We start from the raw sequence: 15,928 nt of genomic DNA, 5'->3' as shown, positions 1-15,928 counted from the left end.
TCGTTCCGTGATCGACCGGATAGATCGCCAGGTAATCCACGCCCTGCAGTGTTCACCTCGTGCGCCGTTCTCGGTGGTGGCGCAGGTAGTGGGCGTCTCTGAACAGACCGTCGGCCGCCGTTACCGAAAGCTACGCGAAAACGGCGTGATCCGGGTGATCGGCCGAACGCCGGCGGTCGACGGAGGAAGCCGGGCATTCTTCGCGCGGATCCGGTGCCTGCCCAGCCGGATCGTGTCCGTCGCCGAATCCATCGCCCGTTACCCCGAAGCCCAGTTCGTGCATCTTTCGGCAGGGGGCGCGGAGATTGTGTGCCTCATCCACTCGCCTGCGTCAGGGTCCGGCAACGATCTGCTGCTCGAGCGACTGCCGCGAGCGACTGCCGTCCTCGACGTCTCGGTGCACCTGGCGTTCCACCGGTACGGCACTCCCGGCGCATCCGACGACTGGACCGGTTTCCCCGACGGCCTCGACGAGGAGCAACGCAGCGCGCTGGAGGCCACCCGGCGTCCGCGCACCGGAGCGGTGATCTTTCCAGGGCCGGAAGACGCGCCGCTGCTGGCGGCGCTGGCTGAGGATGGCCGGGCGGGCTACGCGACGCTGGCGGCGGCGACCGGGTGGAGCCAGGACCGGGTCGTCCACCGCATCGGTGTCCTCGAACGAGCAGGGACCCTGGTGTTCGACGTCGACGTACTCCCGGAGCAGCTCGGGTTCACCACGCAGGCTGTGCTGTGGCTGTCGGTCACGCCCGCGTACATCGACGAATTGGGGACGGCACTGGCCGCCGACCCGCAGGTGGTGTTCACGGCCGCGACGACCGGTCGGCACAACGTCGTCGCCGTCCTCGTCTGCCGCGACGATCACGACCTCTATCGCCACTTGACCACGACGATCGCCGCACTGCCCGGGGTCGCCGGTTACGAGATCAGCCTTACCACCCGCAAGCTCAAGCAGGCCGCATCACTGGTCGTCGCCGGAGCGCTGCGCACCAGCGGCCCAGTCAAGCCATGACGTCACGTCGGGGTGGACGGTCCGCCGCCGGTTCAGCGGAGTTCTGCGCCGGAATCCGGTTCGCCGGACGCGGCGGCGCGAAGCGTGGCGAGCGCGACGCCGAGAGAGTCGAGGGCGTCAACCGACAGTGGCACGCGTAGGAACTTCTCGAGTTCCCGGTCGAAGACCGTCCCGGCCCTCTTCAGCACCTCCTGCCCCGCGGCGGTGAGCTCGATGACGGAGGACCGGCGGTCGGCGGGGTTCGGGCGGCGGACGCAGTGGCCGAGCTTTTCGAGGCGGTCCACTGCCTGACTGGTCCCGCCGACCGTGATCTCCAGCGCGGCGGCGATGTCCTGAACCCGGCACCCGGGTGTGGCCGCGATGGTCATCATCACGTTGAGGTTGCCCAGCGGCACCCCGCACTCCTGCTTGAGCCGGACGTCCACGGTGTTCCACAGGACCGTCTCGAAGCGGACCAGGTCGTCGAACACCCGCCGCAGCCCCATCGCTTCCCTTCCCTCGCCGACGATCACCACGGACTCGATACCCGAGGCTGACTCAGCAGCAAGTAGATTAACATAATTTAGATTAGCGGTAACATAGGTGGGCGGCCGTGGCGCGGCGGTTGGTACGGTCGATTCATGGCCAGGCTCAAGGCACCGTTGCTCGGCACGCGGCTGCGTGAGACGAGGAGGCGCACCTTCTCGGGCCGCGCCGGCGAAATCGAGCTGTTCCGCTCCGCCGTGCTGGCGCCGGACGGTCCGGCCAGTGTGCTCTTCCTGCACGGACCGGGCGGAGTCGGCAAGAGCTCGGTGCTGGACGTTCTGACGGACGTGGCGGCGGCGGACGGCGCGACGCCGATCCGGGTCGACGGCCGTGACGTGCCACCCGACTCCAGCGCGCTGCTCGGTGCGCTGGCGGCTGTCCTCAGTGAGAGCAGCGACGATCCGCTGGCCTCACTGGCCGATGTGTCCCGGCCGGTCGTGCTGCTCGACACCTACGAGTTGCTCGCTCCCCTCGACAATTGGGTGCGGGAAGAGTTTCTTCCCGCGCTGCCCGGCGACGCGGTGGTGGTGATCGCCGGTCGCCAACCCCCTGCGCCGTCGTGGCTGGCCGACCCGGCATGGCGCGAGCTGTTGCGGGTGGTGTCCCTGCGCAACCTCCCACCGCAGGACGGGCGGGCGTACCTCGCGGCGCAGGACATCCCGGAGGCGCTGCACGAGCAGCTCCTCTCGATCAGCTACGGACACCCGCTGACGCTGTCGATGCTCGTCGACTCCGCCCGCCGGCGTGCGGCTGCCGGCGGCGACCCGGCGACCGCCGTGCCGCGCAGCCTGAGCGACGTACCCGACCTCGTGCGAGTGCTGCTCACGCACGCGATCGAGGAAGCACCCGGGCCCCGGCACCGCATGGCGCTGGAAGTGTGTGCACACGCCCACATCACCGAGGACCTGCTGCGGGCGGTGCTCGGCGGTTCAGCGGCCGAGGCCGGCGAACTCTTCGCCTGGTTGCGCACGCAGTCCTTCGTCGAGGAAGGGCCCTATGGACTGTTCCCGCACGACCTGGCCCGCGATGCCCTGGACGCCGATCTGCGCTGGCGCGATCCGGATCGTTACGCCGAGTTGCACCATACGGTGCGGGCACATGTACACACACGCATCCGCTCGGCCGGTGACGAGCGAGAGAAACAGCGGCTGATGACGGACGCGATCTTTCTGGCGTGCCCCCGGATAAGGCTCGCCGTCCATGTGGCCACCGCGCGGCCGGTCAAGGAGCACATCGACCAACTGCGGGACGGCGACCGGGCGGCGGTGATCGAGATGACCGCTGCGTTGCAGGGCCGCGAACAGGCGGAGCTGGTGGCGTACTGGATGCGACGGCAGCCGTCCGCGTTCCGGGTCTTCCGCGGGGCTCGGGGTGAGCCGCAGGGTTATGGTGCGTGTCTGGAACTGCACGACGCCACCGAGGCCGACCTCGCCGAAGATCCCGGGGCCGCCGCGATGTGGCGGTACGCGCAGCGGCACGGGCCGTCGCGGGCGGGCGAGCAGGTGCTGGCGTGGCGGTTCTTCCTCGACGGCGCCCACCACCACGACTCATCACCGTCCTTGACGCTTTTCGCGGCCTGGCAGGCGCTGGACATCCTCGGCCGCGACCGCGTGGCGTGGTCGTTGGTGGGCACGTACACCGACGCTGAGTTGTGGAGCCCGACGCTGGAATATCTGGACTTCTGGCGGGCGGGCGACGCCGACTACGACATCGGCGGCACGCGTTATGTGGTGTTCGCCCACGACTGGCGCCGGACCGGGGTGCCGGAGTGGCTGGAACTCACCGCGGCTCGTGAGGTCGGTGCTCCCGCCCGTTCAGCCGGAGAACACACGCTTGAGCTCGTACTGTCGCAGCCCGAGTTCGCCGACGCCGTCCGAGCCGCCCTGCGCGACCTGCATGTCCCCGACCAGTTGCGGCGCAACCCACTGCTGCGTTCCCAGGTGGTTCGGCGGCACACCCGCGACGGGCAACCGGCTGCCGACGCGCTCCATGAGCTGCTGGGCATGGCCGCCGAGACGCTCCGCGCGGACCAGCGCCACGGCGACCTGCACGCGGTCGCCGACCGCACGTTCTTGCGGCCGGCCGCCACTCAGGAGCGAATCGCCGAAGCGCTCCACCTGTCGTTCAGCACCTACCGGCGCCACCGCGACCGGGCGGTGGCGCGCATCGTCGAATGGATGTGGGAGCACGAGATCTATGGTCCCGACCACGAACGCGGACACCGGATGAACACCGGATGACCTGGCGCGTGGCCACCGCACCGACCGATCATCGGCCTCGTCGGAAACGGTCCGAGGAGGAACGAAATGGTGCGCAGCGGACACGCTGTCGTCTTGGGTGGAGGGTTTGCCGGCCTGGTCACGGCGGGCGTCCTCACGTCGTACTACGAGCAGGTCACGGTCGTCGACCGTGACCCGGCACCCGGGCCGGCCGCCGATCGGCGTGGGGCACCGCAGGGCAAGCACGCCCACAACCTGCTGCCGAAGGGCGCCCAGCTGATCGAGGAGATCTTTCCCGGGATACTGGGCGAGATGGCCGCCGACGGTGCTGTCCTGGCCGATCTGCTGACGGGGTACCGATTCCACGTCGCCGGGAAGGAACTGCCCCAGGTGTCGATCGGAGCGAAGTCGGTCCACGCGACCCGGCCGTTCTATGAGCATCACCTGCGCCGGCGCCTGCGTGCGCACGATGGTGTGCGCCTCCTCCTGGGCGCCGACGTCGTCGGAGTGGTGGCCGACGACGCCCGAGCCCGGATCGCCGGCGTGCGGATCATGCGGAAGGAACCCAGCAGCAGCGAGGAAACACTGGCCGCCGATCTCGTCGTCGACGCGATGGGCCGCAGCGGACGCAGCCCGACCTGGCTGGAGGAACTCGGATACGAGCGGCCGCAGGAGGATCGGGTACCGGTCGACGTGACGTATGCCAGCCGGATGGTCCGGCTCACCCCGGCAGGTGCCGAACGTGCCGGGCATTTGGTCGGCGGTGACAACGGCACGCCACGAGGCATCCTGCTCCTTGCCGTGGACGGCGGACGGCACATGGTGACCTTGACCGGGTCAGGGCCGGAGAACAGGCCGCCGACCGACGAGCCCGGCTTCACCGATTTCCTCGCCACCGCGGCCCCGCCGGATGTGCTCGACGCGGTACTGGCCGGTGAGTCGCTGGGAGAGACCGCGGCCTACCGGTTTCCGGCCGCGGTGTGGCGGCACTATGAGCGCCTGCGGCGGTTTCCGGAGGGCCTGCTCGTGATCGGAGACGCCCTGTGCAGCTTGAACCCGGTGTATGCGCAGGGAATGACTGCGGCGGGGATGGAGGCATCCGCGCTGCGGCGTTGCCTCGAAGAGGGTCGCGACGACCTGCCCCGGCGGTTCTTCCGGGCAGCAGCCCGCCTGGTGGCGGTCCCTTGGCAGCTGGCCGCCGGAGCCGATTCGCCGGAAGCATCCGGCAACGCCGTCAGGCAGCTGCAAGCGACGTTCATGAACAGGATGTTCACTGCCGCCACCCGCGACGGCACGGTGGCGGCGCAACTCGTGCGGGTACTGGTTCTGCTCGATCCGCCGACGTCGCTCATGCGCCCCACGATGCTGTGGCGTGTCATGACCAAAGGCGGGCCGGTTCGAACCGGCTCGACCAGTGACGAGGCAGTCCATACCCGGTAGCTCCGGTCAGGCCGGCTACGTTGACCCAGGTTCCCGACATCGCCTTGGCTTGCAGCCAAGCCGGTGAAAGCAGCAGGTTGCTCCCTGGATTCACGCGGCCGGTGTCGCCCACCGGGCCGCGTGTTCTTGGACGAACTGTGTGAAAGTGCGGGGCGGCCGGCCGGTCAGGGCGAGCACCGCGGTGCTGAGCTCGTCTTCCCGGCCGGCCAGGACGCCGGCGTCGGCGGCGGCGAGGATCGTGGCGAACTCCGCGGGTATGCCCGCGGCCCGCAAGTCGGCTGCCTGCTCGTCCGCGCCGGCGTGGACTACCCGGACCGGCCGTCCGGTCACGGCGGTGATGATCGCTGCCGCCTCCGGGTAGCTCAGTGCCTGCGGGCCGGTGAGCAGGTAGTCGTGCTGATCGCCGGGGATGGCGTCGAGATCGGACAGCAGGGCGGCGGCGGTTGCCGCGATGTCGCGCGCATCGATCCACGCCACCCGGCCGTCACCGGCGGCGGTGCGGATCTCACCGTCTCGCCGGATCCGCCGGCCCAGCGGGTGCGGGGGCACGAAGTTCTGCATGAACCCGGACGCGCGCAGCACGACCCCGCCGGGCTGGGCCTCGACCTGGCCGGCCAGGTCCAGTGCTTTGGGGGCGAGGGGGATGGCGGAGCCGAGGAGTACCACCTTGCGGACGCCGAGCCGCTGCGCCTCGGTCAGGAACGGTCCCACCAAAGGCATGGGGTCCACGCTCTGCACCGGCGGCACCAGGAAGACCCGGTCGTGTCCGTTCAGCGCGGCCGGATGGGTGGCCGGATCATTCCAGTCGAACCGGATCGCATCGGGGTCGCCGGCGGCCGGGTTGCGGCTGGCCACTCGAACCGGAACGCCGCTGTCGCGCAGCAGGTTCACCAGCTCGCGGCCGGTTTTTCCGGTGCCGCCGGTCACGAGTACGCCGGTCATCGGGTCGGCTCCCCGGAAGTACTCGGCACGGTGTCTCCTTCGATCAGGACGGATCCGAACGTTCCGACGGTGAGTGGCCACACTGCCGACATATCGTTTGATGCTTGTCGAATTATCACAAGTTGTCACGGTAAGCGATGCTTCGATGGACGTCAAATAATCGAACAAGGAGCTGAATGTCGCGCGCGTTAGCCCGCGCCCTCGATCGGCTCCTTCGACCTCACGGTCATCAACGCTCGCCGAACCGGGCAGGCGAGCGTTGATGACCGAGCTGCACCGCAGTCCGGAGCGTCAGGCGGTCGGCGGGGTCCAGGTGGCGGGCAGGCCGGACTGGGCCAGCAGGGTGGCGAGGCTGTAGTAGTCCCGGTCGCTGACGATCAGGCCCTGCCGCAGTTCGAGGATCGTCGTGGCGGGCACCGCGAACGGTGCCGGCGCGCCGTGGATCTGTCCTGAGTAGACTGTCTCGATCGCGATGTGGTCGCCGCCGCGGAACGACTCCTTGACCGTGACGTGCACGTTCGCGATCAACAGGTCGGTGCGCTGCTTCCAGGAGGCGACCCCGTCCCGGCCCGTCGAGACCACGTTGACGCCGAAGTCGGTGTAGGTGGCGTCGGCGGTGAACAGCTTCGCCAGCGCCTGCGGGTCGGTGCCGCTCCACGCCGACGCCCAGGCCGCCACGATGCCGGGACGCCCGTGCCCGGGTTGGCGGTGGTCGGCGGACGCGCTGCCGCTCAGGGCGGTGACACCGGCAACGGCGGCGGCGAGAACGGCCAGGACACGCTTCACTGCGGAGATCTTCATGGTGGTTTCCTCACTGTGGTGAAAGGGATTGTGGTGAAAGGGAGTGGTGAAAGGACTGGCACGACGGTTAGCGCCGCGGCGCGCCGGAAGAGCGTTCGAGCAGCAGGCGCACCGGCTGCGTGACGTGCAGGAGGAAGCCGCCGAGGAGCAGCTGCCACAGCACGAAGGTGTAGATGGCAGTGCGTTCGAGGATGCCGGGCGGCAGGAGCGTGAAGGTCGCGAGCCAGGTCACCGCGGCGACGAGTCCGGCTCCGCCCAGGACGACCCCGGCGCGACCCACTGCCGCGGGGATCCGGAGCCGTTGCCACTGCCGGCCGAGGAGGACGGCCAAGGTGTTGGTGCCCAGGATGGCCGACGTGGCGCCGAGGTAATGCAGCCACAGCGTGCCGTCCGCCGAAGTCGCCGTCGAACTGTGCACGATGCCGATCAGCGCGAACCCCGCGGCGGTGGCCACGCCGAGGCCGCGCACCAGAACCCGGGACCGGTCGCGCAGGACCCGCCCGAGCAGCCAGGAGGCGGCTCCGACGAGGAGCCCCTGGACGACGAACGCCGTGTTCATCAGGGTGTGGGAGGGGGAACAAACCACCCGGCCGCCGTACGGGCCGCATTGCGGGTTGCCCAGGTCGCTCACGAAGTTGGCGCTGTAGCTGTAGCTCGGCGCGGTCCACGCGCCGGCGGCGACGGTTTCGCTGATGAGGAACACCAGCGCGCCCAGTATCAGCGCGATCGCGGCGGCGGCGAGCGCGACCGAGGTGCGGCGGGTGGCAGGTCTGTCGTGCATCGACGTTTTCCTTGCTGGAAGAGGGAAGAACGGATGCTCAGGGCACCAGGATGATCTTGCCGACGGCGGTCCGGCCGGAGCTTTCGGACATCTCCAGGGCCGCGGCCGCCTCGGCCAGCGGGAAGCGGGCGGCGATCTTCGCGGTGAGCACGCCGTCGCGCAGCAGGCCGAAGACGTGCAGGAGGTCGGTGCGGATCCGGGCCCGGAACTCGGTGCGCTTGGCCGAGTCCGGCTTGCCCGCGCCGGTCCAGACGTTGAAGAAGCTCGCGTGCTTGCCGTTGGGCAGGTAGTTCCAGGCCGTCAGCTTCGCCACCAGCTTGAGGAAGACCGGCAGCACGGGCCCGGTCTCGTCGATCTTGCTCGCGATGCTGTAGGAGACCAGCGTTCCGGTGCGGTTGAGCAGCCGGTACGAGGTGTCGATGCTCGCGCCGCCGAGGTGGTCGAACACGGCGTCCACCCCGTCCGGGGCCAGCGTCCGCACCCTCTTGGCCAGCTCGGGATCGCGGTAGTCGACCGGCTCGACGCCCATCGCGCGCAGTGCCTCGTGGTGGCGCGGGTTGGCGGTGCCGATCACCCGGGCGCCGGCGTGGCGGGCGAGTTGCACCAGGATCGTGCCCACACCGCCGCCCGCGCCCAGCACGAGCACGGTCTGCCCTGCTTGCACCTTCGCGACGCGGTGCAGCATCTGGTAGGCGGTCAGCCCGTTGACGATCAGCGTCTCGGCGTCGTCCGCGTCGATCCCGTCGGGCACCTCGACCAGGTCGGCGGCGGTCAGGAGGACCGCCGTGGCCCAGCCGCCGGTCTTGGTCAACGCGGCGACCCGGCGACCGAGGAGGGCGCGGTCCACGCCGGGGCCGACGGCCTCGACGACGCCGACGAGGTCGTAGCCGGGCACGAACGGGAACGGGGGCTGCGGCACGTAGCGGCCCCGCCGCATGCCGGTCTCGGCGGCGGACACGGCGGTCGACTCGACGCGGACCAGGGCCTGGCCGGCCGCGGGGGCGGGCAGCGTGCGCTGGACCAGTCGCAGGCCGGCCGGCTCGACTTTGCCCGGCAGGACCACCTCGGTGACGGTGGTGGCGTTGTTCTCGGTCACGGCTGACTCCTCGACTTCGGCGACGGTTTGTCGCTCTGTTAATGACCGTAACTATGCATCGACATGTCATACTGAGTCAACCCATAACGCGAAATGAGGTTCCCGTGATGCCCGAACAGCAGCTGACTCGACGTGACCGGTACCGGCGCCGGACCGTCGCCGAGATCAAGGAAGCGGCCATGGCCCAGGTGCGGGCGGGCGGACCGGAGGCGCTGTCGCTGGCCGCGATCGCGCGCACCATGGCGATGTCGGCCCCCGCGCTGTACCGCTACTTCGCCGGCCGGGACGAACTGCTCACCGAACTGGCCGTCGACACGTACTTGGCGCTGGCCCGCACCCTCGAAGCCGCCGCGGCGGGCGCCACCACTCCCGCGTCGCGGCTGCGGGCGGTCGCCGTCGCGTACCGGGAGTGGGCGCTGGCCCAGCCGCACGCCTATCGCCTGGCCTGCGAGTCTCCCCACGGCTGCGTCGCCTCGGCCGCGCAGCAGAGCATGAACGTGCTCCTCGACGTCGTGGCCGAAGCCGGTGCTCCCCCCGATGCGGCGATCCCGGCCCCGCTGCGCGCGCAGCTGCACCGCTGGAACGACGGCCCGGCGCAGCGCGGCCACCCGGCCGGCGTGCTGCACTTCGGCCTGGTGTGGTGGAGCAGGCTGCACGGACTGATCAGCCTGGAACTGGGCCGGCACACGGTGGGCACCGGGATCGATCCCGGCTTGCTCTACCGCAGCGAGGTCGAAATCATGGTGGACAGCCTGCGCGGCGGTCCTCCGGATCCGGCCTGCGAGACAGCAGGCCGGACTTCTCAAGCCGATCGACAGCCTGACTGACGCCATGACTTCAGGTTAGCTTAGTCCTAACTAGTTTACCATCAATCTAGTTAGCGCTATCGTAGCGTGGCAGCGGCCCGTAGGCGTCGCCATCACCCCCTGCTGACAGGAACGATCATGAGCAAACAGCAGCGCACAGCGATCCACCAACTCCTCCGGAACGCAGACTTCGATCTCGGCGGTGACGTCGACACCCAGCGATCCCTGCTGGAGCAAATGCTCACTGCCCACCCCTTGCCGGACGATGTCCGCACCTCCACCGGCGATCTCGGTGGCGTGCCCGTCGTGTTCGCAAACCTGACCGGCGTGGACGCCTCCGGAGTGCTCTTCCACCTGCACGGCGGCGGGTTCGCTCTCGGCTCGGCCACCGGGTCGGTCGGCCTGGCCATGAGCCTGGCCCGCCTGGCCGGACTGAGCATCGTTACGGTCGACTACCGCCTGGCTCCGGAGAACCCCTATCCCGCCGCCGTCGAGGACGCGGTCAACGCTTACCGCGCCCTCCTCGAACGCGAAGGAGGCGCGGCGAACATCGTCGTGACCGGTGAGTCGGCCGGCGGGAACCTCGCGGTCGAGCTACTCCTGGCCATCCGATCGGCAGGGCTCGCGCAGCCGGCTGCAGCCGTGCTGTTCTCTCCGATGACCGACCTGACGGTAAGCGGGGAGAGCTTCCGCACCAAAGCCACCGCTGATCCGAACATCACCGCGGCGGCCATCCGCACCAGGGTCGCTGATTACCTGATCGGCACCGGCGTCGATCCGGCCGACCCGAGGGTCAGCCCCGTCTTCGCTGACCTGGCCGGCCTGCCCCCGCTTCTTGTCCAAGCGGGATCGAACGAGGTCCTGCTGGACGACGCCACTCGCCTGGCGGTCCGGGCCGCAGCCGACAACGTGCCGGTGATCCTGGACGTCGTCCCCGACGTGCCGCATGTCTTCCAGGCGTTCGCTGCCGTGCTGGAGGAAGGTACCGCGGCTCTCGACCGAGCCGGCCGGTTCATCCGCGGTCACTTACGTAGCTAGTATTTTGAGTCTGTGATCTGTCTGCGGTACGCAGCACGATGTCGTCGGCGGTTCGGTCCGGACGCAAGGGCCTGAGTCGTTGGTTCAGCTGACCCCGGTCGTCACCGACGAGATGTTCGCGGCCGGGAGTCGTCCCCCGCGAGCTGGATTCGGACGTCCTCGGGCACGTGTACGCCGCGGGTTCGCACGTCCTCGATGAACCGGTCGGTGAGCGGTTCCGACTTGGTGGGCCGCAGCGCGACCAATTGCCTGAACCAGCGCGGCGAGAACGATCTGACGGCACCCGGAAATCCGGGGCTGACCGCGCTGATCGGTGATACGGCAACGCCGATGCCGGCGGCCGCGAGCTGCGGCGCCGCGGTGGTCACCGACGTTCTCATCACCGGCTCCGGGCGCACTCCGGCCTCGGCCAGCGATCGGTCGAGCCACGCACTGAGACCGTTGTCCGGTGCGAAGTGCACGAGCGGGGCGCCGTCGAGATCCGCCACCCGCACGGTCGGCTGGCCGGCCAGGCGGTGACCGGTCGGCGCCGTCAGCACGATCTCTTCCTCGGCCACCGTGACGGCAGTGGCCGCCATGCGGTCGGGCACGGGAGCCGGTGCCAGGACCAGGTCTGCTTCTCCGAAGTCGAGTAATCCGACCAGCTCGGCCATCTTGGCGGATTCCCGCAGGGTGATCAGCACCTCCGGATGACGTTGGTGCCACCGTCGGACGATCGGTGCCACCAGTGGCACGCACAGGCTCTGCGCGCATGCCAGCCGCAGCGTCCCGCCGGCCGCCTCTCCGGTCGCGCGGGCCGACCTGACCGCGGCCGCAGCGGCCGTGACCGCTCGTCTGGCGTCCTCGACAGCGGCCCGCCCCGCAGGCGTCAATATGACGCCGCGACGCTCGCGACGCACCAGGAGCGTCCGGGTCTCCCGTTCCAGCGTGGCGAGCTGATGGGAGACGGCGGGCTGCGACGAGTGCAGCAGCCGCGCGGCCTGCGTGATCGACCCGGTATCCGCAACCGCGACGAGACACTCCAACGCCCTCAGAGAAGCCATCCAATAATCATATACCTGGCATCGGAAACATGAATCTCATTGAGGGAAGATGCGGGCGCCGCCCGTTGCTCTACTGACTGGCACCGTTCGCGCGAGAGGCGGGCGGGAGATCGGCAAAGGGGAGACAACCGTGGACCAGGTATTCGTCACAGGCGGTTCTGGGTTCATCGGCCGGGCACTGGTGCGTCGGCTGGTCAAGGAAGACAATGCGGTCCGGGTGCTGGTACGCAGCGAGGCGTCGGCAGCTGTGGTCGCCTCACTCGGCGCCACGCCGGTGCGGGGCCGGCTGAACGATCCGGCCGCATGGCGGCACGAGGTGGAAGGTAGTGCGGTGGTCTTCCACCTCGCTGCCGAGACGGACATCGCCGCAGATCGCGCCCGTCACGAGTACGTGACGGTGCAAGGCACCCAGGCGGTCGTCGACGCGGCACGCGCGGGGCGTGTTGCCCGCTTCGTCCACTGCGGGACCGAAGCCGCACTGCTTGCCGGTGATCCGCTGGTCGACATCGACGAGACCGCACCACTGCGGCCGGACTCGGCGGCCGCCTACTGCGCGACCAAGGCCATCGCCGAGAAGATCGTGCTGGACGCGAATTCATCCGGCTTCGCCACGGTGTCGATCCGGCCGAGGTTCGTCTGGGGGCCGGAAAGCTTCCTCATCGACGGCTTGGCCGAAGCGGCTCGAGCAGGGCAATTCGCCTGGATCGACGGCGGTCGGCAGACGACCGATGTCACCTACGTCGACAACGTCGTCGAAGGCCTGATGCTCGGATGGCGGCTGGGTCGCCCAGGCCAGGCCTACTTCATCACCGACCAGCATCGCGTCGTCTTCCGCGAATTCATGGAGACCATGTTCGACATCTACGGCGTCCCTACGTCGCCGGCCGACATGGACACCGAGACCGCCGCCCGCGAAGTGCCCGTACCGGCCCGGTGGTTCCTGGGGCAACCGTGCATCTTGCGGACCGGCAAGGCTGTTGCCGAACTCGGATACGAACCGATCGTGTCGCACGTCGCCGGCCTGGCCGCCACCAAGGACTGGGTGACCGGTGCCAGGGCAGCGTCCGTGACGCACCCATGACAAGATCAGGCGAGATCCCGGAGCTGCGAGCAAAGTTGTGCGTCGAGCCGCCGCGACAGAAACAACGAGAGACCTTCGGCATCGGCTGGTGCGAGGGCAGCAGTGGTCGTTCGGCGCGCGGAACCATCGCCTGCGTTCGACCTCGTGCTCGCCGCCGGGCCGCTCCCAGAGGCCGATGGCGCCCCGCCTCGGTTCAGCGATAGGACACCGGTCGACAGCAGCTCGTGCTGCGCGACCTCGCACAAGACCCTTGGAGGTTCACGTGTATTCGATGGTCAAACCCCAGTTCTCCGGCGACGTGACCGCGATCCGCAATGCGGTCACGGCGCGATGAAGATCGGGATCATCGGAGCCGGGCAGATCGGCGGCACGCTCGCCGCGCTGTTGGTGAAGGCCGGGCACGAAGTGTGGCTGGCGAACACCCGCGGCCCGGAGAGCCTGACGGGCCTGGTTGCCCCGCTCGGTGAGCACGCACACGCCGCTACGGTCGCCGAAGCCGCCCGGGCAGCGGACCTGGTCGTGGTCAGCGTCCCCGTCCGCGCTTATCAGGATCTCCCCGCCGACCTGCTGGCCGGCAAGGTGGTCATCGACACCGGCAACTACGACCCGGAACGCGACGGGCCCATTCGCCCGCTCGACGACGGGCTGACCACCGACACCGAGATGCTCGCCGCCAAGCTCTCGCAGAGCCAAGTGGTCAAGATGTTCAACACCATCTACTACGAGCACCTCCGTGACCACGGTCAACCGACAGGTTCGCCGGGGCGGCGGGCACTCCCCATGGCCGGGGACGACACCGAGGCGAAAGCCACCGTGGCGGCCGTGGTCGACCAGATCGGCTTCGACACGGTCGACATCGGTCCGCTCGACGCCGGCCATCGCATCGGCCGGCGCAGTCCCGCGTTCGACGTCCGGCTCGACGCCGGCCAGGTCCGCGCTGTTCTCGACGTGTAGCGCCGCGCGCCGCGGTTCTGGGTAAGGGTATCGAGATACCTTGGGGTAGCGCGGTGACTGCCCGCGCGACATCGGAAGTGTCCGATGTCGACACCCGCGCGGAAGCTGGGTGGCAGAAGGAGCCGGTGGAGATGACGTGTCCGGCTCCCGCCGCCTTCGACCCGGCTTGCGGCGCCTCGGCGTTTGCCGATCTAGTGTGACAGTCGCCCAGGTTGGGTGCGCCACCGCTCGCGCGACCCGCTGGACTCCGGCTTCACGAACGAGCCTCTGGCTCTGGGCAGATTCCCGTTGGCTTAGCATCACGGCATGCGTCTGCTGGTACTCGAGGACGATCCGCAGCTCGGTACCGAGATCGCTGGAGGCCTGCGCTCGGCCGGGTACGCCGTTGACCTGGTGGCGACGATCGCCGACGCCGACCTCTCGGTCACCGTTAACCGCTACGACTGTCTCGTGGTGGACCGGAGCCTGCCGGACGGAGATGGACTCGAGCTGGTTCGCCGGCTTCGTGCAAGCGCGTCCCGCGTACCGGTGCTGGTGCTGACCGCGATGGACGCGGTGGTCGACCGCGTCACCGGGTTCGCCGAAGGTGCCGACGACTACCTCGTCAAGCCCTTCGCCTTCGCCGAACTCGCCGCCCGGGTCGGCGCGCTGTGCCGACGCGCCGACCAGCCGCGGCCGCCGGTCCTGCGTGCCGGCGGCCTGGAGGTGGACACCGCGCGCAAGCGGGTCCGCCGCGACGGCGTCCTCCTTTCCGTCGGCGCCAAGGAGTTCGCGGTACTCGAGCTCCTGATGATCCGGGCCGGCCAGGTCGTCTCCCGCACCGACCTGATCGAGCACTGCTGGGACGAACAGGCGGATCCGATGTCGAACGTCGTCGACGCCGTAATCGCGCAGCTGCGCCGCAAGCTCGGGCCGACGGTGATCAGCACGGTCCGCGGCGCCGGCTACCTGGTCGACGGCCCGGCCGCATGAGCACCCCGGCCCGGACGCGGCTGCATCGGCTGCGGTGGCGGCTCACCGCGTCGTACGCCGCCGGTACCGCGGTGTGCCTCGTGGTGCTCGCGGGGATCGCCGCGGGCATCGACGCGAACTCGCGATCGTCCGCATTGGACCAGGACGTCGACCGGACCGCCACGGCTCTGTCCCGTGCGCTCTGGTACGACGACCGCGGTGTCCTGCACCTCGAGCCCCTGCGGGAGGACGTCCTGGCGGCGGGCGCGGCACCGGTCTCGGTGCTCGAATGGTCCATGGCCGGCAAGATGGTCGAACGCTACCCCGGCGGCGGAAAAGTGCCGACGGACGTCGCGGCTGTCGCGGTGAACGCGCGTGACAGCGAGGGAACTGCGTTGGGCGACGTCGCCGTGGACGGGCAGGCCAGGCGGCTGGCCGCGTCGGGGGTGTGGAACGGCGACCGGATCGGTGCCGTGGTCGTCGTGTACGGCGACCCGGCGGCCGGGCAGCGCGAGCACGGCGTGCTGGTCCGGTGGCTGGCCTTCGGCTGCGCGGGTCTGGTGCTGCTGGCCGCGGCGGCGGGGCACCTGCTCTCCGGCCGGAGCATGCGGCCCGCCGTGCGCGCCCTCGACCAGCAGGAACAGTTCCTGGCCGAGGCCGCCCACGAACTGCGCACGCCGCTGGCCACGCTCCAGCTGGTCACCGAAAGCGGCCTCCGCGACCCCGGCCGCAGTGCCGACGCACTGCATCGGTCGGCCCGGCTGGCCGTGGAGCTGGGCCGGCTGGTCACCGGGCTGCTGGTGCGCGCGCGGCTGGCGGCGGGCACCGCCACGGCCGAGCGGGAACCGCTGCGGCTGGACCTGCTGGTCGAGCAGATCATCGAGGACCACGACGTCGACCTCGTCGCGGAGCCGTGCGTGGTGCTCGGCGATCCGGACCTGCTCGGGCAGGCTGTGCGCAACCTCGTTGACAACGCCCTGCGCCACGGTGGCGGGACCACGGTGGTGGTCACGGTCGCCGACGGGCGGGTCGGGGTCCGGGACCACGGCCCCGGGGTGGCCGCCGCGGACCGGGAGCGGATGTTCGAGCGCACCGTCACCGGCGACGGCGGGGGTACCGGTATCGGGCTCGCCATCGTGCGCTGGGTGGCCGAGCTGCACGGCGGTTCGGCACGGCTGCTCGCGGCCGACGGCGGCGGAACGCTGGCGGAGCTGGTCCTGCCCGTGCACACCGTCTCATGAT

At 69.8% G+C, this 15,928-nt stretch carries 14 protein-coding genes and 2 pseudogenes; 9 read left to right on the top strand and 7 right to left on the bottom strand.

All coding sequences use genetic code 11. The features are described from left to right. Positions 1-7: 7 nt before the first annotated feature. Positions 8-1,009, top strand: a complete 1,002-nt coding sequence (locus A3CE_RS0107720) for an Lrp/AsnC family transcriptional regulator (RefSeq protein ID WP_026468261.1) — start codon at positions 8-10, stop codon at positions 1,007-1,009. 32 nt (positions 1,010-1,041) lie between these two features. Here the strand turns inward: A3CE_RS0107720 and A3CE_RS0107715 are convergent, their stop codons facing one another. After that, positions 1,042-1,521 carry a MarR family winged helix-turn-helix transcriptional regulator gene (locus A3CE_RS0107715; protein WP_020639498.1) on the bottom strand — a complete coding sequence of 160 codons (480 nt, stop codon included), beginning with the start codon at positions 1,519-1,521 and terminating at the stop codon, positions 1,042-1,044. A gap of 108 nt (positions 1,522-1,629) precedes the next feature. Here A3CE_RS0107715 and A3CE_RS0107710 point away from each other — a divergent pair, with 108 nt between their 5' ends. Both A3CE_RS0107710 and A3CE_RS50375 read left to right on the top strand, forming a co-directional pair. After that, the gene (locus A3CE_RS0107710; RefSeq protein WP_020639497.1) at positions 1,630-3,774 is read left to right on the top strand and encodes a P-loop NTPase family protein; all 2,145 of its coding nucleotides are present in this window, start codon (positions 1,630-1,632) and stop codon (positions 3,772-3,774) included. A gap of 66 nt (positions 3,775-3,840) precedes the next feature. Then, a complete protein-coding gene (locus A3CE_RS50375) occupies positions 3,841-5,193 on the top strand; it encodes an FAD-dependent oxidoreductase (RefSeq protein ID WP_020639496.1) in 1,353 nt (450 codons plus the stop codon). A gap of 90 nt (positions 5,194-5,283) precedes the next feature. On the opposite strand, the gene A3CE_RS0107700 is transcribed toward A3CE_RS50375, so the two are convergent. From A3CE_RS0107700 to A3CE_RS0107685, 4 genes are all read right to left on the bottom strand, one after another. Beyond that, positions 5,284-6,135, bottom strand: coding sequence for an NAD(P)H-binding protein (locus tag A3CE_RS0107700; RefSeq protein WP_020639495.1), 852 nt, complete (start codon positions 6,133-6,135; stop codon positions 5,284-5,286). A gap of 291 nt (positions 6,136-6,426) precedes the next feature. Then, positions 6,427-6,936: a nuclear transport factor 2 family protein gene (locus A3CE_RS0107695; RefSeq protein WP_020639494.1), complete on the bottom strand. Its 510-nt coding sequence runs from the start codon at positions 6,934-6,936 to the stop codon at positions 6,427-6,429. Between the two features lie 67 nt (positions 6,937-7,003). After that, positions 7,004-7,717, bottom strand: a complete 714-nt coding sequence (locus A3CE_RS0107690; RefSeq protein ID WP_020639493.1) for a DUF998 domain-containing protein — start codon at positions 7,715-7,717, stop codon at positions 7,004-7,006. Positions 7,718-7,754: 37 nt separating this feature from the next. Further along, complete coding sequence (locus tag A3CE_RS0107685) at positions 7,755-8,813, bottom strand: zinc-binding dehydrogenase (RefSeq protein ID WP_020639492.1); 1,059 nt, start codon at positions 8,811-8,813, stop codon at positions 7,755-7,757. A gap of 41 nt (positions 8,814-8,854) precedes the next feature. Here A3CE_RS0107685 and A3CE_RS0107680 point away from each other — a divergent pair. Then, a pseudogene (locus A3CE_RS0107680) lies at positions 8,855-9,538 on the top strand (TetR/AcrR family transcriptional regulator); the annotation flags it as partial. Between the two features lie 13 nt (positions 9,539-9,551). Here A3CE_RS0107680 and A3CE_RS59780 read toward each other — a convergent pair. Beyond that, positions 9,552-9,611: pseudogene (locus A3CE_RS59780) on the bottom strand (hypothetical protein); the annotation flags it as partial. 95 nt (positions 9,612-9,706) lie between these two features. Between A3CE_RS59780 and A3CE_RS0107675 the strand changes: the two are divergent. Continuing rightward, positions 9,707-10,657 carry an alpha/beta hydrolase gene (locus tag A3CE_RS0107675; protein ID WP_245589453.1) on the top strand — a complete coding sequence of 317 codons (951 nt, stop codon included), beginning with the start codon at positions 9,707-9,709 and terminating at the stop codon, positions 10,655-10,657. 101 nt (positions 10,658-10,758) lie between these two features. Here the strand turns inward: A3CE_RS0107675 and A3CE_RS0107670 are convergent, their stop codons facing one another. Further along, positions 10,759-11,700: a LysR family transcriptional regulator gene (locus tag A3CE_RS0107670; protein ID WP_026468259.1), complete on the bottom strand. Its 942-nt coding sequence runs from the start codon at positions 11,698-11,700 to the stop codon at positions 10,759-10,761. 49 nt (positions 11,701-11,749) lie between these two features. Here A3CE_RS0107670 and A3CE_RS0107665 point away from each other — a divergent pair, with 49 nt between their 5' ends. The 4 genes from A3CE_RS0107665 (at position 11,750) to A3CE_RS50370 (ending at position 15,927) form a co-directional block, all read left to right on the top strand. Then, entirely contained in the window at positions 11,750-12,781 is a 1,032-nt protein-coding gene (locus A3CE_RS0107665) for an NAD-dependent epimerase/dehydratase family protein (protein ID WP_211231817.1), read from the top strand. Positions 12,782-13,111: 330 nt separating this feature from the next. Further along, positions 13,112-13,735 (top strand): NADPH-dependent F420 reductase, encoded by a 624-nt coding sequence (locus A3CE_RS0107660; RefSeq protein WP_020639487.1) that lies wholly within the window; start codon positions 13,112-13,114, stop codon positions 13,733-13,735. Positions 13,736-14,041: 306 nt separating this feature from the next. Continuing rightward, positions 14,042-14,707, top strand: a complete 666-nt coding sequence (locus A3CE_RS0107655; RefSeq protein ID WP_020639486.1) for a response regulator transcription factor — start codon at positions 14,042-14,044, stop codon at positions 14,705-14,707. Beyond that, positions 14,704-15,927, top strand: coding sequence for a sensor histidine kinase (locus A3CE_RS50370; protein ID WP_020639485.1), 1,224 nt, complete (start codon positions 14,704-14,706; stop codon positions 15,925-15,927). The genes A3CE_RS0107655 and A3CE_RS50370 overlap by 4 nt, the downstream gene beginning before the upstream one ends. Position 15,928 lies beyond the last annotated feature (1 nt).

It is taken from the genome of Amycolatopsis balhimycina FH 1894, from assembly GCF_000384295.1.
In the GTDB taxonomy this organism is placed as follows: domain Bacteria; phylum Actinomycetota; class Actinomycetes; order Mycobacteriales; family Pseudonocardiaceae; genus Amycolatopsis; species Amycolatopsis balhimycina.
The sequence above is the reverse complement of the archived record's forward strand: the minus strand, read 5'-3'. Positions and strand labels throughout refer to the sequence as shown.